At 71.5% G+C, this 20,308-nt stretch carries 17 protein-coding genes and 1 tRNA gene; 13 read left to right on the top strand and 5 right to left on the bottom strand.

The window, feature by feature from the left end; translation table 11 throughout:
• Complete coding sequence (locus ACFWBT_RS24905) at positions 1-2,505, bottom strand: SCO7613 C-terminal domain-containing membrane protein (protein WP_385704088.1); 2,505 nt, start codon at positions 2,503-2,505, stop codon at positions 1-3.
• 117 nt (positions 2,506-2,622) lie between these two features.
• Here ACFWBT_RS24905 and ACFWBT_RS24900 point away from each other — a divergent pair, with 117 nt between their 5' ends.
• Together ACFWBT_RS24900 and ACFWBT_RS24895 are read left to right on the top strand one after the other, a co-directional pair.
• Positions 2,623-3,069 (top strand): SRPBCC family protein, encoded by a 447-nt coding sequence (locus tag ACFWBT_RS24900; protein ID WP_385704086.1) that lies wholly within the window; start codon positions 2,623-2,625, stop codon positions 3,067-3,069.
• Positions 3,070-3,108: 39 nt separating this feature from the next.
• Positions 3,109-3,180 (top strand) — tRNA-Val (locus ACFWBT_RS24895).
• Between the two features lie 65 nt (positions 3,181-3,245).
• Here ACFWBT_RS24895 and ACFWBT_RS24890 read toward each other — a convergent pair.
• Positions 3,246-3,971 (bottom strand): 3'-5' exonuclease, encoded by a 726-nt coding sequence (locus tag ACFWBT_RS24890; protein ID WP_385704084.1) that lies wholly within the window; start codon positions 3,969-3,971, stop codon positions 3,246-3,248.
• 170 nt (positions 3,972-4,141) lie between these two features.
• Between ACFWBT_RS24890 and ACFWBT_RS24885 the strand changes: the two genes are divergently transcribed.
• The 3 genes from ACFWBT_RS24885 (at position 4,142) to thrS (ending at position 8,017) form a co-directional block, all read left to right on the top strand.
• Positions 4,142-4,708: a DUF4365 domain-containing protein gene (locus ACFWBT_RS24885; RefSeq protein WP_385704082.1), complete on the top strand. Its 567-nt coding sequence runs from the start codon at positions 4,142-4,144 to the stop codon at positions 4,706-4,708.
• Positions 4,705-5,922 (top strand): hypothetical protein, encoded by a 1,218-nt coding sequence (locus ACFWBT_RS24880; RefSeq protein WP_385704079.1) that lies wholly within the window; start codon positions 4,705-4,707, stop codon positions 5,920-5,922. The genes ACFWBT_RS24885 and ACFWBT_RS24880 overlap by 4 nt, the downstream gene beginning before the upstream one ends.
• A 118-nt stretch (positions 5,923-6,040) precedes the next feature.
• Positions 6,041-8,017: a threonine--tRNA ligase gene (gene thrS, locus ACFWBT_RS24875; RefSeq protein WP_385704076.1), complete on the top strand. Its 1,977-nt coding sequence runs from the start codon at positions 6,041-6,043 to the stop codon at positions 8,015-8,017.
• Between the two features lie 55 nt (positions 8,018-8,072).
• Here the strand turns inward: thrS and ACFWBT_RS24870 are convergent, their stop codons facing one another.
• Positions 8,073-8,729 (bottom strand): potassium channel family protein, encoded by a 657-nt coding sequence (locus ACFWBT_RS24870; protein ID WP_385704073.1) that lies wholly within the window; start codon positions 8,727-8,729, stop codon positions 8,073-8,075.
• A 67-nt stretch (positions 8,730-8,796) separates the two neighbouring features.
• On the opposite strand from ACFWBT_RS24870, the gene ACFWBT_RS24865 reads away from it, so the two are divergent.
• Positions 8,797-9,357 carry an HIT domain-containing protein gene (locus ACFWBT_RS24865; RefSeq protein ID WP_266756564.1) on the top strand — a complete coding sequence of 187 codons (561 nt, stop codon included), beginning with the start codon at positions 8,797-8,799 and terminating at the stop codon, positions 9,355-9,357.
• 141 nt (positions 9,358-9,498) lie between these two features.
• On the opposite strand, the gene ACFWBT_RS24860 is transcribed toward ACFWBT_RS24865, so the two are convergent.
• Together ACFWBT_RS24860 and ACFWBT_RS24855 are read right to left on the bottom strand one after the other, a co-directional pair.
• The gene (locus ACFWBT_RS24860; RefSeq protein WP_385704070.1) at positions 9,499-11,166 is read right to left on the bottom strand and encodes a hypothetical protein; all 1,668 of its coding nucleotides are present in this window, start codon (positions 11,164-11,166) and stop codon (positions 9,499-9,501) included.
• Between the two features lie 158 nt (positions 11,167-11,324).
• On the bottom strand, positions 11,325-13,520 hold the full coding sequence (locus ACFWBT_RS24855) for an elongation factor G-like protein EF-G2 (protein WP_385704067.1): 2,196 nt from the start codon (positions 13,518-13,520) through the stop codon (positions 11,325-11,327).
• Between the two features lie 240 nt (positions 13,521-13,760).
• Here ACFWBT_RS24855 and pgsA point away from each other — a divergent pair, with 240 nt between their 5' ends.
• The 7 genes from pgsA to ACFWBT_RS24820 all read left to right on the top strand — a co-directional run bounded on the left by pgsA (position 13,761) and on the right by ACFWBT_RS24820 (position 20,187).
• Positions 13,761-14,483 (top strand): phosphatidylinositol phosphate synthase, encoded by a 723-nt coding sequence (gene pgsA / locus ACFWBT_RS24850; RefSeq protein ID WP_385704104.1) that lies wholly within the window; start codon positions 13,761-13,763, stop codon positions 14,481-14,483.
• The gene (locus ACFWBT_RS24845) at positions 14,480-15,427 is read left to right on the top strand and encodes a phosphatidylinositol mannoside acyltransferase (protein ID WP_385704064.1); all 948 of its coding nucleotides are present in this window, start codon (positions 14,480-14,482) and stop codon (positions 15,425-15,427) included. The genes pgsA and ACFWBT_RS24845 overlap by 4 nt, the downstream gene beginning before the upstream one ends.
• A complete protein-coding gene (locus tag ACFWBT_RS24840; RefSeq protein WP_385704061.1) occupies positions 15,424-16,584 on the top strand; it encodes a glycosyltransferase family 4 protein in 1,161 nt (386 codons plus the stop codon). Before ACFWBT_RS24845 ends, ACFWBT_RS24840 begins: the two co-directional genes overlap by 4 nt.
• A gap of 573 nt (positions 16,585-17,157) precedes the next feature.
• The gene (locus tag ACFWBT_RS24835) at positions 17,158-17,703 is read left to right on the top strand and encodes a hypothetical protein (protein ID WP_385704060.1); all 546 of its coding nucleotides are present in this window, start codon (positions 17,158-17,160) and stop codon (positions 17,701-17,703) included.
• Positions 17,704-17,898: 195 nt separating this feature from the next.
• Positions 17,899-18,747: a pyridoxal 5'-phosphate synthase lyase subunit PdxS gene (pdxS, locus tag ACFWBT_RS24830; protein ID WP_266765590.1), complete on the top strand. Its 849-nt coding sequence runs from the start codon at positions 17,899-17,901 to the stop codon at positions 18,745-18,747.
• Positions 18,748-18,753: 6 nt separating this feature from the next.
• Positions 18,754-19,359 carry a pyridoxal 5'-phosphate synthase glutaminase subunit PdxT gene (gene pdxT / locus ACFWBT_RS24825; protein ID WP_385704057.1) on the top strand — a complete coding sequence of 202 codons (606 nt, stop codon included), beginning with the start codon at positions 18,754-18,756 and terminating at the stop codon, positions 19,357-19,359.
• 75 nt (positions 19,360-19,434) lie between these two features.
• The gene (locus ACFWBT_RS24820; RefSeq protein ID WP_266756552.1) at positions 19,435-20,187 is read left to right on the top strand and encodes a YebC/PmpR family DNA-binding transcriptional regulator; all 753 of its coding nucleotides are present in this window, start codon (positions 19,435-19,437) and stop codon (positions 20,185-20,187) included.
• Positions 20,188-20,308: the final 121 nt, after the last annotated feature.

Below are 20,308 nucleotides of genomic sequence, written 5' to 3'. Positions count from 1 at the left end.
CTAGCCCATCCTCCCCAGCACCTCCCGCACTCGCCGAGCGTCGCGGATCCGCTGCTCGTACGTGGCACCCAGCGCGAGCAGCACCAGACCGGCGAGTGCGGGAGGCACCCACCGGGGGAGCGCGTCCACCACCTGCACGATGTAGGGGGCGAGTTCGTGCAGGGCGTCCAGCGCGAGCACGGTGCCGCCCAGGACCAGCGGAGCCTGCAGGCGGTGCCGGGCACCCAGCAGGGTGACGGCGAGCGCCGCCGCGCCCAGCAGCAGCGGGCGCGGCCAGTGCGCGTCGCCCCATGCCGCGAGGAGACTCGGCACGAGTGTCACGGACAGCCCCGGAGCGTACGCCGTCCACGACGACACCGCCGTGTCCCGGCGGCGCCTGAGCGCGCCCACGAGCAGCGCCGGAACGGTCACCGGCAGCGTGTACGCCTCCGGGGAGCCGACACCCCAGGCCGCCAGCCGCACCCAGGCGGCCATCACGAACAGCGCGGTCGCCGCGTAGCCGACGGGGCGCCGGTCCTCCCGTACGGCCGTGCCCGCGGCGATCACCCCGCACAGGGCCAGGACCGTGGCGAGCATGGCCGGATCGGCGACCGTGAGCGCGATGGCGACCAGCCCCGCGACGGCCCCGGCGACCTCGACCGACACCCTGGTCGGCACCTCGTCGACGCGCGCCGCCGACAGAGCCGCGACCACGGGCACCACCAGCACGAGCAGCGCGATGTGCTGGGGCCGCAGGCCGAGGGAGGCACCCGCCGCGCAGGCGAGGGCCGTGGCGTACCCGAGCGAGGCGGGCGCCGTGACCGCGCCGGGGCCGGGCCGCAGGGCGGCGGCCGCGAACAGGGCGGCCAGGGCGGCGAGCACCGTCAGGGTCGCGGGCTCGGAGGCCAGCGCGAGGAACGCGAGGCTGAGGGAGGTGAGGAGCGCGAGCACCAGCGGCGCCGGCGCGGGGTGCGTCCGGCGGGCGTACACGAGCAGGGCCACCGTCGTGAGTCCGTGTGCGGACAGCCCGACCAGGTAAGGGAGTTCGAGGGTCGCCGGGAGGACGAACACCGTCGCCCACGTCAGCGTCAGCGCGCAGACCAGGGCCCGCGGGCGCCACTCGGCGGCGCGGCCGGCCACGATCAGGACCGCGGCGACGAGCGCCAGAACGAGCGGTGCCGTGACCGCGTCCGGGGGCCAGGGCAGATCGCCGGCCACCGCGTCGCGCGCGGTCGCCGGAGCACCCGACCAGACCGGATCCACCGCGCCGACCGGCCCCAGCAGGGTGATCACGACCACGGGCAGCGCCCACGCCACGGCGAGGGCCTGCACACAGCCGGAGGCCAGGGCGACCCCACGGCGTACCGGCTCGGGAAGTCCCGTCCGTACGACGGCCAACAGGGCGATCCCGCACGCCAGATGACCGGGAACCGTCCACTCTCCTGGCAGGGACGTGCGGAGCACACCACCGAACGCGACGACGGTGATCAGACCCCCGGCCGTCGCCGTGCCCGTCGCGACGCCCGGCTTCGGGGCGCCCCACGCCGCTGTCAGGGCGATCGACGCGGCAAGGAGGAGGAGCGCCGCCGCACGGGCGGCGGCGCTCGGGCCGGCGGCCGTCCAGGACAGCCAGCCGGCGGCGAAGGTGCCCCAGCCGCCCAGGCCGTACGCCCCGGCGGCGGCGACGACGCGGACGGACTTCGAGGGCAGGCGCAGGGCGAGCACCGCGTCGAACGCCGCCGTGACCAGCAGGGCGGCCGTGATGGCGTGGGCACCCGCGGCGGCGGCCACCGCCCACAGGAGCAGCGGGAACTGCGCGGCGACCACGGCGGCGGGCAGGGGCAGCCGCAGCGGTACGCGCACACCGGTGCCTGCCGCCTGCCGTCCCCTGTCGGTGTCGGCCGCCCGCGGCCCGGTGCCGGTCGTGGCCTGCTGTTGACCGGCGCCCGCGGCGGACGGCTCCGGGATGCCGGTGGCGGCCGTCCCCGCGTCCGTGGTCCGGTGGACGGCGCCCACCGTGAGTCCGTACGCCGCCCATACGACGGCCAGCACCGCCGACGCGATCGCCGTGTAGCCGAGGCCGTCCGTGCGGGGGAGCGCGACCGCGTACAGCGCGTACGCGTCCAGGACCGTGAGCGCGAGGCCGAGCCCCGCCAGCGACTCGGCGGTCGAGCGCAACCCGCGCCGCAGCAGGGGCACGGGCGCGCCGAGCGCGGCCAGCGTCACCGTGCCGAGCACCAGCGACCGGCCCGTGATCCCCAAGTGGCCCCATCCGACCAGCGTGAACGCGACGGCGGCGATGGTCAGCAGGATGCCGCCGAGGAGCAGCAGCACGTTCTGCACACCGGGTGCCGTGGCCTCCGGCCGACGGGTCGCGGGTACCGGGGGAGGGGTCCACACCGGCGGTCGGAGCGCGTGCACCAGCCAGGCGCGGCGGGTCAGCAACACGGTCCGGCGCGCGTCGAGTTGCCGCAGCTCGGCGTCGAGGAGCCGCAACTCCTCGGCGGGGGACGGGATCTGGGTCATACTCCGGAGTGTGGTGCCGGTCACGTCGCCGGGCATGAGTGCGCGTACTCACGCCGTACTCAGATCGGCGGACGGGTGCCGTCGGTACCTCCGTGCGCCGCTGGGAAGGCTCGTTCCATGGACTGGACCCACTACCGTTTTCACAGCGTCTGGGAACTGCCCGCGCCGCCCGCGGACGTCTACACCGTCCTGGAGCGGGCCGAGAACTACCCGCGCTGGTGGCCCCAGGTGCGGGAGGTGACCCGCGTGGACGACGAGACCGGCGTCATCCGGGTCCGCTCGGTCCTGCCGTACGACATCACCTTCACCGCCGGCGCGGTCCGCCGGGACCCGGTGGCCGGCGTCCTGGAGATCGCGATGTCGGGCGACCTCGACGGCTGGGCGCGCTGGACCTTCGACGCGGCCGGTCCGGGCACCCGTGCCCGGTACGACCAGGAAGTGCGCGTGACCACACCGCTGCTGCGGCGGCTCGCCGTGCCGGGACGCCCGTTCTTCCGCGCCAACCACGCCTTGATGATGCGCGCGGGACGGCGCGGGCTGAGGGCCCATCTCGAAGCGGTTTGAACCCCACCCGCCGGGACCTGTATTGTTCAGTCCGTTCCCGGGCGATTAGCTCAGTGGGAGAGCGCTTCGTTCACACCGAAGAGGTCACTGGTTCGAACCCAGTATCGCCCACCCGGAGAAGACCGGTCCGTCACCGACGGACCGGTTTTTTGTTTATTCGCGGGCATCGCGCCTGGTCAGGCCGCCGCCGGCAGCTCCGGGCGCAGAGGCCACGCCGGATCCACCGCCTCCGGTGCACCGCTGCGCGCGAACCAGGCCTGCAGCCCGCGCGCCTGTGCCGCGTGCCACACCGCCTGGAGCGTGTGCAGCTCGGACGGCGACAGCCGTTCCAGACGCGCCGAGAAGCGGCGCCCCACCGCACGGACGAGCTCCAACGAGGCCAGCGCGTCGGCCGCCGCGTCGTGCGCGCCCTCCAGCACCACGTCGTAGTGCGCGCACAGATCGGTCAGGGTACGGCGGCCCTTGCGATAGCGGTCCAGATGTTTGTCGAGGACGCGGGGATCGAGCACGCGCAGCGACGCCGACTCGAACCAGTGGTCGAGGGACGAGGCGCGATGCCTGCGCAACTCCCGGTCCAGCAGGGTCAGATCGAACGGGGCGTTCATCACCACGAGCGGGCGGCCCGCCGCGGCCTGTTCGCCCAGTTCCCGGGCTATCTCCTCCATGACGGGCGACGGCCAGCGGCCGTTGCGCTGCAGATGTTCGTCCGTGAGCCCGTGCACCGCCGTCGCCCCCGCGGGCACCGGCACTCCCGGGTTCACCAGCCATCGGGTCACCCTCGGACGGGCACCCGCGGTGTCCTGGACGACGACGGCGGCCGACACGATCCTGTCGGTCTCGACGTCCACGCCCGTGGTCTCCGTGTCGAACGCGGCCAGAGGGCCCTCGTACCAGCACGTCATACGTACACAACTCCTCGTTCACCCACGGCAGCTGACGCACCGTCTTCTGCCCGTTTGGTGATACCCGGGCTGTTTGCGCCGTACGCCGGAAGGAGACAACAGAGGTACGGGTCTTTGCAGTTCAGCGACCCGTCGCGGGGATACATCAAGCCTGGAAGGCTGTTGGACTCATGGCACTCGCGCAGCCCGAACGGGGCGGGCTGCTGCCCCAGCGGACGGCACCCCATCGCGGATCGCTCGCCACCACCGCCTGCATGGAGACCTTGCAGGTGGGCTATTTGCACGCCGTCGCGGCGGCCGCGGGCTGTTCGCTGTCCCAGCCGTTTCCGGACAACGGCATCGACTGGCACGTCAGCCACAGTGCCCCCGGGCACACGGTCGACGACGAGGTCACCATCAAGGTGCAGCTCAAGTGCACGTACCAGATACCGCCCGACCCTCCGGGGCCCGCCTTCTCCTTCACGCTCGACAACGAGCACCTGGCGAAGCTCGCGCGCACCCCGGTCTCGGTGCACAAGATCCTCGTCGTGATGCTCGTGCCCAGATCCCAGGACGACTGGCTGCGCGCCGGCCACGACCGGCTCGACCTGCGGCACTGCTGCTACTGGATCAATCTCGCCGGGCACGCCATCACGGGCCGGCGCCGGACCACCGTCCGCATCCCGACGGCCCGGATCTTCGACGACCGGGCCCTCTGCGAGATCATGACGAGGGTCGGGACGGGAGGCAGACCATGACACACCGCCCGATCGACGAGGGGCTCCGGCCGGTCAGGCCGCACCCCGCCGAAGGCTTCTGGAACGATCCGCCGACCCCCGACCAGGTCGACCCCGCCGTCCTCGGCGCGCTGCTCCGCCGGCACGGCTGGCAGCGCCGCGGGGGAGCGGCCGGACGGTACGGCCGATGGACCCCACCCGGGCCCGGGGGCGGCGGCACCAGCCTGCTGGTGCCGGAGAACCGGGCCTTCCCCGACAGTGACGACCTCCTCGGCGAGGCCCTCGTCGCGCTCGCCCGCAGCGCCTCCCCGTCCGCCCGTGACGTGCTCGTCGCCCTCGCCGTGCCCAGCGACGAGATCCGCTGGTGGCGCGATGTGCCGACCGGTCCCGTGGGCACCGCGCCCTGGACCGTCGAGGAGCAGCTGCGCGGCGCCGCCCGCCGGATGCTGCTCGCGGGCGCCCTCGCCGCACGCGCGCGTGCCGGTTACTACGGCGCCCGCCACCGCAGGTCCGCCGCGGCCTCCCTGGAGAACGTCCTGGTCGGCGCCGAACCGAGCGGCCGCCGCCTCACCGCCTTCGTGCCCGTGGCCACCGGCCGGCCGCTCGCCGTACGTCTGCACGAGGCACTGTGCGCCGCCCGCGAGGCCGTCGACTACCAGCGGGCCACCGGCGGCATGGAGGCCTTCGACGCGGCTGTCGAGGCGGGCGTCAGCCATGAGCTGATGGAAGCCCTGGTGGCCCTCGTCCGCGGCACCGAGGGCGCCCGGATCGCCGTCGAGTGGTCGCCCGCCGCGGGCGTCCCCGAGGGCGGCGCGAACCCCGCCGAACCCGTCGAGTTCTCACCCGGTGACCTGCCCGTGCTGCGCGAGGCCGGGGCCCGCTATCTGCGCGAGGAGCCGTCCGTGCCCGTGCGTGTCACCGGCGCCGTGGTCCGGATGCGCAGGGCGGGCCCGCGCGGGGCGGGCACCGTACGGCTGCGGGTCATCGCGGGCGCCGAGGTCCCGCACGTCCGGATGACCCTCGACGAGGAGGCGTACCGGATAGCGGGCCAGGCCCATCTGGTCGGACTGCCGGTGCGGGTGCACGGGCGGCTGGAGAGCCGCGGCGGCTTCCGCAGGCTCACGGACGCCTCCGGCGTCGTCCCCGTACAGGTCGACGAGGCGGAGCGGGACCGGCTGATGAAGTCGCTCCAGGAGAATCTGGACTTCTTCGAGGAGGCGTGCAGCGAGGACTGAGGGGGCGCTGTCCACAACCGTTTCGCGGAGGGCACCCCGGGCTCGGTAGGATTCGGGACATTGCCATGCCATGCCATGCCGTATGTGGTGTGGAGTTCCCTTCAGTCAGGAGAGTCCGGTGTCAGACGTCCGTGTGATCATCCAACGCGATTCCGAGCGGGAAGAGCGCGTGGTGACGACGGGCACTACGGCCGCCGACCTCTTCACCGGCGAGCGCACCATCGTCGCGGCCCGCGTGGCCGGCGAGCTGAGGGACCTCGCGTACGAGGTGCAGGACGGCGAGGAGGTCGAGCCCGTCGAGATCTCCTCCGAGGACGGCCTGAACATCCTGCGCCACTCCACCGCCCACGTCATGGCCCAGGCCGTGCAGGAGCTCTTCCCCGACGCCAAGCTGGGCATCGGCCCGCCGGTCAAGGACGGCTTCTACTACGACTTCGACGTCGAGAAGCCCTTCACGCCCGAGGACCTCAAGGCCGTCGAGAAGAAGATGCAGGAGATCCAGAAGCGCGGCCAGCGCTTCTCCCGCCGCGTCGTCACCGACGAGGGCGCCCGCGAGGAGCTCGCGGCCGAGCCGTACAAGCTGGAGCTCATCGGCATCAAGGGCTCCGCCTCCTCGGACGACGGCGCGGACGTCGAGGTGGGCGGCGGCGAGCTGACCATCTACGACAACCTCGACGCCAAGACCGGCGAGCTGTGCTGGAAGGACCTCTGCCGCGGTCCCCACCTGCCGACCACCCGCAACATCCCGGCGTTCAAGCTGATGCGCAACGCCGCCGCGTACTGGCGCGGCAGCGAGAAGAACCCCATGCTCCAGCGCATCTACGGCACCGCCTGGCCCTCCAAGGAAGAGCTCAAGGCGCACCTCGACTTCCTCGCCGAGGCCGAGAAGCGCGACCACCGCAAGCTGGGCAATGAGCTGGACCTGTTCTCCATCCCGGACCAGATCGGCTCCGGCCTCGCCGTCTTCCACCCCAAGGGCGGCATCATCCGCCGGGTCATGGAGGACTACTCGCGCCGCCGGCACGAGGAGGAGGGCTACGAGTTCGTCTACACCCCCCACGCCACCAAGGGGAAGCTCTTCGAGACCTCGGGCCACCTGGACTGGTACGCCGACGGCATGTACCCGCCCATGCAGCTCGACGAGGGCGTGGACTACTACCTCAAGCCCATGAACTGCCCGATGCACAACCTGATCTTCGACGCGCGCGGCCGCTCGTACCGCGAACTGCCGCTGCGCCTCTTCGAGTTCGGCACCGTGTACCGGTACGAGAAGTCGGGCGTCGTGCACGGCCTGACCCGCGCCCGGGGCTTCACGCAGGACGACGCGCACATCTACTGCACCAAGGAGCAGATGGCGGACGAGCTCGACAAGACGCTCACCTTCGTCCTGAACCTGCTGCGCGACTACGGCCTGACCGACTTCTACCTGGAGCTGTCCACCAAGGACCCCGAGAAGTTCGTCGGCTCGGACGAGATCTGGGAAGAGGCCACCGAGACGCTGCGCCAGGTTGCCGAGAAGCAGGGCCTCCCGCTGGTCCCGGACCCGGGCGGCGCCGCCTTCTACGGCCCGAAGATCTCCGTGCAGGCCAAGGACGCCATCGGCCGCACCTGGCAGATGTCGACCGTGCAGCTCGACTTCAACCTGCCCGAGCGCTTCGACCTGGAGTACACCGGCCCCGACGGCTCCAAGCAGCGCCCGGTCATGATCCACCGCGCGCTGTTCGGCTCCATCGAGCGGTTCTTCGCCGTGCTCCTGGAGCACTACGCTGGCGCGTTCCCGGCGTGGCTGGCGCCCGTCCAGGCGATCGGTATCCCGATCGGCGACGCGCACGTGGAGTACCTCCAGAAGTTCGCCGCCGAGGCCCGGAAGAAGGGCCTGCGGGTCGAGGTCGACGCGTCCTCGGACCGGATGCAGAAGAAGATCCGCAACGCGCAGAAGCAGAAGGTGCCCTTCATGGTCATCGCGGGCGACGAGGACATGACGGCCGGAGCCGTCTCCTTCCGCTACCGCGACGGCTCCCAGGAGAACGGCATCCCGCTCGACGAGGCCATCGCCAAGATCGCGAAGGTCGTCGAGGAGCGCGCGCAGGTCTGATCCGCAGGGGTCCGTACCCCCGCGTTCCGTACGCGGTCAGAAGCCCCCGGGAAGCTCAGCTCCCCGGGGGCTTCTCGTCGCCTTCGCGCGAGAACAGCTGCAACAGCCACGAGGAGAAGGAACCCGTCACCGCGCCGAGCAGCGCCAGACCGCACGCCATCATGGCGACGGCGATCGTGCGGCCCCGAGGCGTCACCGGCGTCACGTCCCCGTACCCCACCGTCGCGAGGGTGGAGGCGGCCCACCACACCGAGTCGCCGAAGGTGACGATCGTCGCGTGCGGTGCCTGGTACTCGGCCTGGTAGACGGCGAGGGCACCCGCGAAACCGAGCAGCAGGACCGCGATGCTCGCGTAGAACATCACCCGCGCGTACAGCGGGAGACGGGGCTCTCCGCGGCGCCGCAGTACGGAGTCGTAGAGCTTGACGACCCGCAGCGGCCGCAGGAGCGGCAGGACGAGCACCGCGGTGTCCAGCAGATGGGTCCGGACGAACCGCAGACCCTGTCCGCTCAGCCTCCACAGCACCAGGTAGTCGACGAGGAACGCCGCCCAGGCGAGCATGATCACCGCGAGGCAGACGTCCCGCCCCGCCTGCGGCAGACCGTGCGCCAGCACATGAACCGCGTAGGCGGTGAGGAACAGCAGCGACGCGACCGCCAGTGGTACCTCGGTGCGCTGCTCCCAGCGGGTCATCGGGCTGTCGTCGTCCATGGCCCCAGCTTCGCCGCAGGCTCCTTTGCGTGACACCCGCCGACACGCCGCGAACGGGCGAAGCAATATGCTGCAACACATGACGAGTGAGCCGGAGCAGCAGATCGGAGTGGGAACGCAGGACGCGTTCCAGCGCCTTTGGACGCCCCACCGGATGGCTTACATCCAGGGCGAGAACAAGCCCACCGGCCCGGGGGCCGACGACGGTTGTCCCTTCTGCTCGATTCCGGCCAAGTCCGACGAGGACGGGCTGATCGTCAGGCGCGGGGAGCAGGTCTACGCGGTGCTCAACCTCTACCCGTACAACGGTGGGCACCTGATGGTCGTGCCCTACCGTCACGTCGCCGACTACACGGACCTCACGGCGCCGGAGACAGCCGAGCTCGGTGAGCTGACCAAGCAGGCCATGACCGCCCTGCGTACCGCCTCCGGCGCCCATGGATTCAACATCGGCATGAACCAGGGCACCGTCGCGGGCGCGGGCATCGCCGCCCATCTGCACCAGCACATCGTCCCCCGCTGGGGCGGCGACACCAACTTCATGCCGGTCGTCGGCCACACCAAGGTCCTGCCGCAACTCCTCGCGGACACCCGCAAGATGCTGGCGGAGGCCTGGCCCACCGCCTAGTCCGGCACGGGGCGCCTTCTCCGGGCGCCCCGCCCCTCGCGGGGCCGACGGCGTGCGGTCGGCCCTCGGGTCCCCCCGCCTCCGGCGCCGCGCGTCCACGCGTCGTACCGGCGCCGGCCTCACGCGTCGTACAGGCCGGCTCTACGCGTCGTACAGGTCGGCCTTGCGCGGCGAGACGTCCTGCACCGACGTGCTGAGGAACGCCGAACGGTTGCCGAACTTCTCCGTGTCGACGCCGTTCTCCTCAAGGACCTTGATCGCCGCCGAGTGCACCACACGCAGCACGGGCGTCGCGGCCCGCAGCGCGTCGTCCGCCATGAAGCGGTGCCGCCACGGCTGATCGGCCCAGGCATGCCGCAGTCCGAAGGGCTCGGGCAGCTCCAGACTCCCGCCGAGCCAGTTCAGGAGGGGCGGATACCAGGTCAAGGGCGCCCGCGCCGCCAGCCGCACGACCTCGTCCGCGGTGACCAGCGGCAGGCTCACCTTGCGGGTCTCCCAGAACTTGACGGCCTTCGCGACCTCCTTGGTCGGGGCCTCCGGCTTGGTGGTGAACAGCGAGTTCACCGGTCCCAGCGCATGTCCGGTCACCTCGATGCGCAGTGTCTGGTGCAGCACGGTCACCGTGATCATCATAGTGATGATCAACTGGCCGTCCCACAGCGTCCACTGGACCCCGAGATAGTGCCGGTCGCCGCTGCCGAACTGCTGCTTGTTGCAGATGTCCTGCACGGCGTGCGTCTTGATCGTGTAGGCGTCCACATCCGTGCCGCCCGGCCGGGCCACCGCCTTCGCGTTCTCGCCGATCGGTGTGACGACCCAGTGCTTGATCGAAGGCGCCGGAAAACCACCGGTGTTGAGCGGACCGCGCTCCAGCATGCGCAACTGGTCGTGGATGTTGCGGATGACGTCCCAGCTGCGGAACGGATGGATCTCCTTGCCCGCGTCCCGCGCCACCAAGTCCTCGGCGAGCTGCCAGCTGCCCCAGCGGGTGCCCATGCCGAGTATGCCCTTGGGGCCCGCGTAGAAGACCGAGTTGGACTGCTGCTCCGCGGTGAGCCGGGCGAGCGCCTGGCGCAGCCGCTCCGCCGCCGTCTCCCCGGGGCTGCCGGGGACCGCCTCGGGGATCTTGGCGCCGATGCCGCCGCCCGACAACAGGCTGTCCCAGCGCGCCCGCAGGTCCTTGGCCGTGCGCTCGCAGATCTGCTTCGCCCACAGCCAGCCGACGACCGGGAGGATCACCGCGGCGCGCGCGTACCAGGCCCAGAAGCCCGTGAACGGCATGCGGAGGAGGAAGAGGACGGCCAGGGCGCCGACGGCGACGAGGAGGGTGGTGCCGAGCGCGGAGGCACGCTTGTCCTCGCGCTTGGCGATCTGCGTACGGATCTGGAAGACCAGCAGCCACACCAGCAGTCCGGGCAGGAACAGCAGCCCGCAGAGCACCATGACGGCCGACAGCCAGTTGTCGCGGTCCCGGCGGATGTTGGTGGCCGCGAGGCAGTGCTCCACGACGACCTGCGGCTCGGTGCCGAAGGACTGGATCAGCGGTTTGCGGCCCGTGCCCAGCATGCGGGCCGCGACGGCCCCCGCGAAGGCCTCGCCGAGATTCGGCGCGAACAGCTTGATCCGGCCGGCCTTGACCGTGGACTTGTGCCATTCGTTGTCGGCCTTGAGGATCTCCTCCACCGGATTGTCGCGGTACGCCGCCGAGGCCAGGGCGAAGCTCGCCGCCGTCTGCCCCGCGGAGCCCGTGAGCGGCACTTGCGCCCCGGGAGTGAAATCGAAACCGTCGAACGCCACTTCCGCCCCCATCGCCGCCGCACCCGCTCCTGCGGCTTTCCCGACTTCGGTGTCCCGCACACCTGTTGATCAGGTCATCGTCTTGATCAGGTTCTCAGGGTAACGGCCGCGACCGACATCCGTCGGCGGACGGCAGAAGCCGACCGCCGACGGCCGAACCTCCCCAACCCTCAGGTGCCCGGCGCCTGTTCGCGCAGCCGTTCGGCGATCTGCTGCGGCATGGGCTCGTGCCGCGCGTAACGCCGGTCGAACCGCGCGGTGCCGTGCGAGATGGACCGCAGATCCACGGCGTACCGCCCGATCTCGATCTCCGGCACCTCGGCCCGTACGAGCGTGCGCCCGCCGCCCGCCTGCTCGGTGCCGACGACCCGGCCGCGGCGCCCCGACAGGTCGCTCATCACCGCCCCCACGTAGTCGTCGCCGACCATGACGCTCACCTCGGCCACCGGCTCCAGGAGATGGATCTTGGTGTCGCGGGCCGCTTCGCGCAGCGCGAGCGCGCCCGCCGTCTGGAACGCGGCGTCGGAGGAGTCCACCGAGTGCGCCTTGCCGTCCTTCAGCGTGACCCGTACGTCGATGAGCGGATAGCCCGCGACCACGCCCTTGGCCGCCTGGGCGCGCACCCCCTTCTCGACGGAGGGGACGAACTGCCGCGGCACGGCGCCGCCGACGACCTTGTCCACGAACTCGATGCCCGAGCCGTTCGGCAGCGGTTCGACCTCGATCTCGCAGATCGCGAACTGGCCGTGCCCGCCGGACTGTTTCACATGGCGGCCGCGCCCGGCCGACGAGCCGGCGAACGTCTCCCGCAGGGAGACCTTGTGCGGGACCACGTCGACCTGCACGCCGTACCGGTTGCGCAGCCGTTCCAGGGCGACGTCGGCGTGCGCCTCGCCCAGGCACCACAGGACGACCTGGTGGGTGTTCGGGTTGTGTTCCAGGCGCATCGTGGGGTCCTCGGCGACCAGCCGCCCGAGCCCCTGGGAGAGCTTGTCCTCGTCCGCCTTGCTGTGCGCCTCGATGGCGAGCGGGAGCAGCGGGTCGGGCATCCGCCACGGCTCCATGAGCAGCGGGTCGTCCTTGGCCGAGAGCGTGTCGCCCGTCTCGGCGCGGTTCAGCTTCGCCACACAGGCGAGGTCGCCCGCGATGCAGTGGGTGAGGGCGCGCTGCTGCTTGCCGAACGGCGCGGACAGGGCGCCGATCCGCTCGTCGACGTCGTGGTCCTCGTGTCCGCGGTCGGTCAGCCCGTGCCCGGAGACGTGCACCGTCGCGTCGGGGCGCAGGGTTCCGGAGAAGACCCGGACCAGGGAGACCCGTCCCACGTACGGGTCGGACGCGGTCTTCACGACCTCCGCGACCAGCGGCCCGTCCGGGTCGCAGGCCTTCACCTCGCGCGCGGCGCCGTCCGGCGTGGTCACCGTCGGCGCCGGGCGCTCGAGCGGGGTGGGGAAACCGCCCGTGACCAGTTCGAGGAGCTCGACCGTGCCGAGCCCCTGACGGGCGCCCTCGGCGGCCGGAGCGGCGGCCAGCACCGGGAAGAAACTCCCGCGTGCCACGGCCCGTTCCAGGTCCTGCACGAGCGTCTTGAGGTCGATCTCCTCTCCGCCGAGATAGCGGTCCATGAGCGTCTCGTCCTCGCTCTCGGCGATGATCCCCTCGATCAGCCGGTTGCGGGCCGCGTCGATGAGCGGTTGCTGGTCGGGCCCGGGCTCCGCCTCCTTGCGCTCCCCCGAGGAGTAGTCGAACAGCCGCTGGGTGAGCAGTCCGATCAGGCCGGTCACGGGCGCGTGCCCGTCCGGTGCCTCGGCGCCGTGCAGCGGCAGATACAGCGGCAGTACGGCGTCGGGGTCGTCCCCGCCGAACGCCTCCGCGCAGATCCGGGTCATCTCCTCGAAGTCCGCCCGGGCCGATTCGAGGTGGGTGACCACGATGGCCCGCGGCATGCCGACGGCCGCGCACTCCTCCCACACCATCCGGGTCGAGCCGTCCAGGCCGTCCGACGCCGAGACGACGAAAAGGGCCGCGTCCGCCGCTCGCAGACCGGCCCTCAACTCCCCGACGAAGTCGGCGTACCCGGGAGTGTCCAGAATATTGATCTTGTATCCGTCCCAGTCGACGGGTACCAGGGAGAGCTGCACCGAGCGTTGCTGCCGGTGCTCGATCTCGTCGTAGTCGGAGACGGTGCCGCCGTCCTCCACGCGGCCCGCCCGGTTCACCGCTCCCGCCGTCAGCGCGAGAGCCTCCACCAATGTCGTCTTGCCCGATCCGCTGTGGCCGACCAGCACCACATTCCGTACGGACGCGGGGTGGTCGGCCGCCGTAGCCCTGCCGGCGGCTCCGGGGTGTGCGTTCGACTTGTCGCCCATGGCCTTGCCTCCCGTGCACGGTGAGGTCACTGTGGGCGCGGGACATGCCGAAGCCTCCCCCGACACGGGGGCACCCCCAGCGGTGGCGGCTCCGGTGACGCCCCGCGGTGTCTTCGAGCTTTGCACTCGCGTCACGGTGCGTCCATACAGGGGACGCGATCCCGCCGTGACACCGATGGCATCCCGTCGTGACACGGGGTGCGGGTGCCCGACCATCGCACAAGCGCACGCGTGGCTACGATGGGCCAGCCGACGGCCAGCAGGGGCCGCCCGGCGACACCGACCCTCGGGAAGGCCATGCTGAACAAGTACGCGCGTGCATTCTTCACGCGTGTCCTCACACCGTTCGCCGCGTTTCTCATCCGCCGGGGGGTAAGCCCCGACACGGTCACCCTCCTGGGCACGGCCGGAGTCATGGCGGGCGCGCTGGTCTTCTACCCCCGGGGAGAGTTCTTCTGGGGCACGATCGTCATCACGCTCTTCGTGTTCTCCGACCTGGTCGACGGGAATATGGCGCGCCAGCTCGGCCGCTCCAGCCGCTGGGGCGCCTTCCTGGACTCCACGCTCGACCGGGTCGCCGACGGAGCGATCTTCGGCGGCTTCGCGCTCTGGTACGCGGGCAACGGCGACGACAACGCCCTGTGCGCCGTCTCGATCTTCTGTCTGGCCAGTGGCCAGGTGGTGTCGTACACCAAGGCCCGAGGTGAGTCGATCGGCCTGCCGGTCGCCGTCAACGGTCTCGTCGAGCGCGCCGAGCGACTGGTGATCTCGCTGGTCGCGGCCGGTCTGGCGGGCCTGCACGCGTTCGGCGTGCCCGGCATCCAGGTGCTGCTGCCCATCGCGCTGTGGATCGTCGCCGTCGGCAGCCTCGTCACGCTGATCCAGCGCGTCGTCACCGTCCGCCGGGAGTCCGCCGAGGCGGACGCCGCGGACGCCGCCCAGAACAGTGAGGCCACCTCGTGACCAGCCTCCAGGACAGGCTGGTCGACGGTGCCTACGCCCTGGGCTGGAGCACCGTCAAGAAGCTCCCCGAGCCGGTCGCCGCGCGCCTCGGCCGCACCATCGCCGACCTCGCCTGGAAGAAGCGCGGCAAGGGCGTACAGCGTCTGGAGAGCAACTACGCGCGCGTCCTGCCGGACGCGACGCCGCAGCGGCTGGCCGAGCTCTCCAGGGCCGGCATGCGCTCGTACCTGCGCTACTGGATGGAGTCGTTCCGGCTTCCCGCGTGGAGCGAGGAGCGGGTGCGGAACGGGTTCGAGGCGAAGGACCTGCATCACCTCACCGACGCGCTCGCCTCCGACCGGGGCGTCATCCTGGCGCTCCCGCACATGGCGAACTGGGATCTCGCGGGCGCCTGGCTCACCACCAGGCTGGAGACGCCGTTCACGACCGTCGCCGAGCGCCTCAAGCCCGAGTCCCTGTACGACCGTTTCGTCGCCTATCGCGAGGGCCTCGGCATGGAGGTCCTGCCGCACAGCGGCGGTACCGCGTTCGGAACGCTGGCCCGGCGCCTGCGCGACGGCGGACTGGTCTGCCTGGTCGCCGAACGGGACCTGTCCGCCTCGGGCGTCGAGGTGGAGTTCTTCGGCGAGGCGACCCGGATGCCCGCGGGACCGGCCCTGCTCGCCCAGCAGACCGGCGCCATCCTCCTGCCCGTGACCCTCTGGTACGACGAATCACCCGTGATGCAGGGCCGGCTGCATCCGCCCGTCGAGGTCCCCGAGTCAGGTACCCGGGCCGAGAAGACGTCTGTCATGACACAGGCGCTGGCCGACGCCTTCGCCACGGGCATCGCCGACCACCCGGAGGACTGGCACATGTTGCAGCGTTTGTGGCTCAAGGACCTCGACCCCGGGAAGGCTCCCCAGGAGTCCACCGCGCAGGATCCCGAGAAGAGGACCCCGTGAGGATCGGCATCGTCTGCCCGTACTCCTGGGACGTCCCGGGCGGCGTCCAGTTCCACATCCGCGACCTGGCCCAGCACCTCATCGGCCTGGGGCACGACGTCTCCGTCCTCGCTCCCGCGGACGACGACACCCCCCTGCCGCCGTACGTCGTCTCGGCGGGCCGCGCGGTCCCGGTGCCGTACAACGGCTCGGTGGCGCGGCTGAACTTCGGCTTCCTGTCGGCGGCCCGGGTACGGCGCTGGCTGCACGACGGCACCTTCGACGTGGTGCACATCCACGAGCCGTCCTCGCCGTCGCTCGGCCTGCTGACGTGCTGGGCCGCGCAGGGCCCGATCGTCGCGACCTTCCACACCTCGAACCCGCGCTCCAGGGCGATGGTCGCCGCGTACTCGATCCTCCAGGCCGCCCTGGAGAAGATCAGCGCGCGGATCGCCGTGAGCGAGTACGCGCGGCGCACCCTCGTCGAGCACCTCGGCGGCGACGCCGTCGTCATCCCGAACGGCGTCGACGTCGAGTTCTTCGCGCGCGCCAAGCCCCGGCCCGAATGGCAGGGCGACACGATCGGGTTCATCGGCCGCATCGACGAGCCCCGCAAGGGCCTGCCGGTGCTCATGGGGGCGCTGCCGAGGATCCTCGCCGAGCGCCCGCAGACGCGGCTGCTGGTCGCCGGACGCGGCGACGAGAAGGAGGCCGTGGAGTCGCTGCCCGCCGAGATGCGCTCGCGCGTGGAGTTCCTCGGCATGATCAGCGACGAGGACAAGGCCCGTTTCCTGCGCAGCGTCGACCTCTACGTCGCGCCCAACACGGGCGGCGAGAGCTTCGGGATCATCCTGGTCGAGGCGATGTCCGCCGGAGCGCCCGTGCTCGCCGCGGACCTCGACGCGTTCGCCCAGGTCCTCGACCAGGGCGCGGCGGGTGAGCTGTTCGCCAACGAGGACGCGGACGCCCTGGCCACGGCCGCGGTGCGGCTGCTCGGCGACCCGGAGCGCCGGGCCGAACTGCGCGAGCGGGGGAGCGCCCACGTACGGCGCTTCGACTGGTCGACGGTCGGCGCGGACATCCTGTCCGTGTACGAGACGGTCACGGACGGCGCGGCCGCGGTCGCCACGGACGAACGCACGGGCCTGCGGGCCCGCTTCGGCCTGGCCCGGGACTGACCTCACCGGCACACGCGCCGCGAACGGACCCGGCCCGCGCCCGCGTGCGGGCCGGCCGTTCCACCCCGGCGCCGCCATGCCCGCGGGTTCGGCGCGCCTCGCCGTGGGGGTGCGCGCGGTGGCCGCTCCGACCGGAGCTTGCCGCTCCCTCGTGCGAGCACCCCGCCCCCCTGGCTTCGCGCCTCCGCGCGGACCGACCGCTCCGCCCCGGTTTCGTGGCGCCATCGCGTCAGCGGCTCGACTCGGCTTCGCCATCGGTGTGTGCGATGGCCCGGTGGGGCTGGGAGTTGCCGCTTTCGCGTGCGGGTGGCCGCTCCGCCTCGGCTTCGGGCTCCGTGTGCCCGCAGGCTCGGTTCGGCTTCGCCGTGAGGCTGCGCGGGGGTGGCCCGGTGGGGCTGGGAGGTGCCGGGCCTGCGTGCGGGGGAGCAAGGTCACCCGGGTTTCTCGTCGCGCCTGTGCGGGTGGTCCGTTCCGGCCCTGACGTGCGGGGGCGTGGAAAGGCCGTACAGGGAAGCTCCCGTGGCCCCTGGGGCCCGAGGGAGTCGTGCTCACGCACCGGTAGCCTTGCCGCCCGTGACCGCAACCCTCATCTGGATCCTCGTCGGACTCGTCGCGATCGGCCTCTATCTGAGCTGGACCGCCGGGCGGCTCGACCGGCTGCACGCCCGCATCGACGCCACCCGCGCCGGCCTCGACGCGCAGCTGCTGCGCCGGGCCTCCGTGACCCAGGAGCTGGCCACCTCCGGGGTGCTCGACCCGGCCGCCTCGATCGTGCTCTACGAAGCGGCGCACGCGGCCCGGCAGGCCGAGGAGGAGCACCGCGAGGTGGCCGAGAGCGAGCTGAGCCAGGCCCTGCGGGCGGTGTTCGGGGAGGCGCAGCAGGTCGAGGCGGTACGCGAGGTGCCCGGTGGCGAGGAGGCGGCCGGCGAGCTGGCCCAGGCCGTGCGCCGGGTGCCGATGGCGCGGCGCTTCCACAACGACGCGGTACGCGCCGCCCGCGCCCTGCGCCGCCACCGCAAGGTGCGCTGGTTCCGCCTCGCGGGCCACGCCCCGTTCCCGATGGCCTTCGAGATGGACGACGAGCCCCCGACGGCCCTGGCGGACCGCCCGACGAACTGACGCACGGGGGCGGGGGAAGGGGAAAACGATCCACCGCCTCCCCATTGGCCCTTGCAGTGGCCTGGCGCCTCGCGTTTCCTCGAAGAGCTCAAATCCTCTTTCCCCGAGTGAGGTCAACCCGTGTCCAGCACGCTCTCCAACTCCGCCCAGCCCGCTGAGAACTCCGCGATCGGCACCGCCCGCGTCAAGCGCGGCATGGCCGAGCAGCTCAAGGGCGGCGTGATCATGGACGTGGTCAACGCCGAGCAGGCGAAGATCGCCGAGGACGCCGGCGCCGTGGCCGTCATGGCCCTGGAGCGGGTGCCCGCCGACATCCGCAAGGACGGCGGCGTGGCCCGGATGTCGGACCCGAACATGATCGAGGAGATCATCGAAGCGGTCTCCATCCCGGTGATGGCCAAGTCCCGCATCGGCCACTTCGTCGAGGCCCAGGTCCTGCAGTCCCTCGGCGTCGACTACATCGACGAGTCCGAGGTCCTCACCCCGGCCGACGAGGTCAACCACTCCGACAAGTGGGCGTTCACCACCCCCTTCGTCTGCGGCGCCACCAACCTGGGCGAGGCCCTGCGCCGCATCGCCGAGGGCGCGGCCATGATCCGCTCCAAGGGCGAGGCCGGCACCGGCAACGTCGTCGAGGCCGTCCGTCACCTGCGCCAGATCAAGAACGAGATCGCCAAGCTGCGCGGCTTCGACAACAACGAGCTCTACGCCGCCGCCAAGGAGCTGCGCGCCCCGTACGAGATCGTCAAGGAGGTCGCCGAGCTCGGCAAGCTCCCGGTCGTGCTGTTCTCCGCCGGTGGCGTGGCCACCCCGGCCGACGCCGCGCTCATGCGCCAGCTCGGCGCCGAGGGCGTCTTCGTCGGCTCCGGCATCTTCAAGTCCGGCGACCCGGCCAAGCGTGCCGCCGCCATCGTGAAGGCCACCACCTTCTACGACGACCCCAAGATCATCGCGGACGCGTCCCGCAACCTCGGCGAGGCCATGGTCGGCATCAACTGCGACACCCTCCCCGAGACCGAGCGCTACGCCAACCGCGGCTGGTAGGCACCCATGAACACTCCTGTCATCGGTGTCCTGGCTCTCCAGGGCGACGTACGGGAGCACCTCATCGCCCTGGCCGCGGCGGACGCCGTGGCCAGGCCGGTGCGGCGCCCCGAGGAGATCGCGGAGGTGGACGGCCTGGTCATCCCCGGCGGCGAGTCCACCACCATCTCCAAGCTGGCCGTCCTCTTCGGAGTGATGGACCCCCTCCGCGCGCGCGTGCGGGACGGCATGCCCGTCTACGGCACCTGCGCCGGCATGATCATGCTCGCCGACAAGATCCTCGACCCGCGCTCGGGCCAGGAGACCATCGGCGGCATCGACATGATCGTGCGCCGCAACGCCTTCGGACGACAGAACGAGTCCTTCGAGGCGGCGGTCGACATCCGGGGTGTCGAAGACGGTCCTGTGGAGGGCGTCTTCATCCGTGCCCCCTGGGTCGAGTCCGTGGGCGCCGAGGCCGAGGTGCTCGCCGAGCACGGCGGCCACATCGTCGCGGTACGCCAGGGCAACGCGCTCGCCACGTCGTTCCACCCGGAGCTGACCGGCGACCATCGTGTGCACGGCCTGTTCGTCGACATGGTCCGCGCGAACCGGACAGCCACCTCCTTGTAGGATCTGGGGGTCCCCCCAGGCTCGCAACGTCCGGGGGAGTTCGTACCGGTTGGGTAACGCGAAGGAGACAGGCAGATGTCCGGCCACTCTAAATGGGCTACGACGAAGCACAAGAAGGCCGTGATCGACGCCAAGCGCGGCAAGCTCTTCGCGAAGATGATCAAGAACATCGAGGTCGCGGCCCGCACTGGTGGCGCTGACCCGGCCGGAAACCCGACGCTGTTCGACGCCATCCAGAAGGCCAAGAAGAGCTCGGTCCCCAACAAGAACATCGACTCCGCGGTCAAGCGCGGCGCCGGCCTCGAGGCCGGTGGCGCGGACTACGAGACGATCATGTACGAGGGCTACGGCCCGAACGGTGTGGCCGTGCTCATCGAGTGCCTCACCGACAACCGCAACCGCGCGGCCTCGGACGTCCGCGTCGCCATGACCCGCAACGGCGGGAACATGGCCGACCCCGGCTCCGTGTCGTACCTCTTCAACCGCAAGGGCGTCGTCATCGTCCCCAAGGGCGAGCTGGCCGAGGACGACGTCCTCGGTGCCGTGCTCGACGCGGGCGCCGAAGAAGTCAACGACCTCGGCGAGTCCTTCGAGGTCCTCTCCGAGGCCACCGACCTGGTCGCGGTGCGCACCGCGCTCCAGGAGGCCGGCATCGACTACGACTCCGCCGACGCCAACTTCGTCCCGACCATGCAGGTCGAGCTCGACGAGGAGGGCGCCCGGAAGATCTTCAAGCTGATCGACGCCCTGGAGGACAGCGACGACGTGCAGAACGTCTTCGCCAACTTCGACGTCAGCGACGAAGTCATGGAGAAGGTCGACGCCTGAGGACTTGCGCAGCGCGACGGGCCGACGGGACACACCCGTCGGCCCCGGGCGCGGGGAGTTGGGCCCCAGATCCAGCACCAAACCGGGGATAAACCCGGGGGGGGCCGGGGGGGGGGGAGGA

The sequence above is a fragment of the Streptomyces sp. NPDC060027 genome, assembly GCF_042737005.1.
Classification (GTDB): domain Bacteria; phylum Actinomycetota; class Actinomycetes; order Streptomycetales; family Streptomycetaceae; genus Streptomyces.
The sequence above is the reverse complement of the archived record's forward strand: the minus strand, read 5'-3'. Positions and strand labels throughout refer to the sequence as shown.

Bases quoted from the DNA above. Each gene is read 5' to 3' on its own strand.
- ACFWBT_RS24905 (WP_385704088.1), bottom strand. From the start codon at position 2,505: ATGACCCAGATCCCGTCCCCCGCCGAGGAGTTGCGGCTCCTCGACGCC.
- ACFWBT_RS24900 (WP_385704086.1), top strand. From the start codon at position 2,623: ATGGACTGGACCCACTACCGTTTTCACAGCGTCTGGGAACTGCCCGCG.
- ACFWBT_RS24890 (WP_385704084.1), bottom strand. From the start codon at position 3,971: ATGACGTGCTGGTACGAGGGCCCTCTGGCCGCGTTCGACACGGAGACC.
- ACFWBT_RS24885 (WP_385704082.1), top strand. From the start codon at position 4,142: ATGGCACTCGCGCAGCCCGAACGGGGCGGGCTGCTGCCCCAGCGGACG.
- ACFWBT_RS24880 (WP_385704079.1), top strand. From the start codon at position 4,705: ATGACACACCGCCCGATCGACGAGGGGCTCCGGCCGGTCAGGCCGCAC.
- ACFWBT_RS24870 (WP_385704073.1), bottom strand. From the start codon at position 8,729: ATGGACGACGACAGCCCGATGACCCGCTGGGAGCAGCGCACCGAGGTA.
- ACFWBT_RS24865 (WP_266756564.1), top strand. From the start codon at position 8,797: ATGCTGCAACACATGACGAGTGAGCCGGAGCAGCAGATCGGAGTGGGA.
- ACFWBT_RS24860 (WP_385704070.1), bottom strand. From the start codon at position 11,166: ATGGGGGCGGAAGTGGCGTTCGACGGTTTCGATTTCACTCCCGGGGCG.
- ACFWBT_RS24855 (WP_385704067.1), bottom strand. From the start codon at position 13,520: ATGGGCGACAAGTCGAACGCACACCCCGGAGCCGCCGGCAGGGCTACG.
- pgsA (WP_385704104.1), top strand. From the start codon at position 13,761: ATGGGCCAGCCGACGGCCAGCAGGGGCCGCCCGGCGACACCGACCCTC.
- pdxS (WP_266765590.1), top strand. From the start codon at position 17,899: ATGGCCGAGCAGCTCAAGGGCGGCGTGATCATGGACGTGGTCAACGCC.
- pdxT (WP_385704057.1), top strand. From the start codon at position 18,754: ATGAACACTCCTGTCATCGGTGTCCTGGCTCTCCAGGGCGACGTACGG.
- ACFWBT_RS24820 (WP_266756552.1), top strand. From the start codon at position 19,435: ATGTCCGGCCACTCTAAATGGGCTACGACGAAGCACAAGAAGGCCGTG.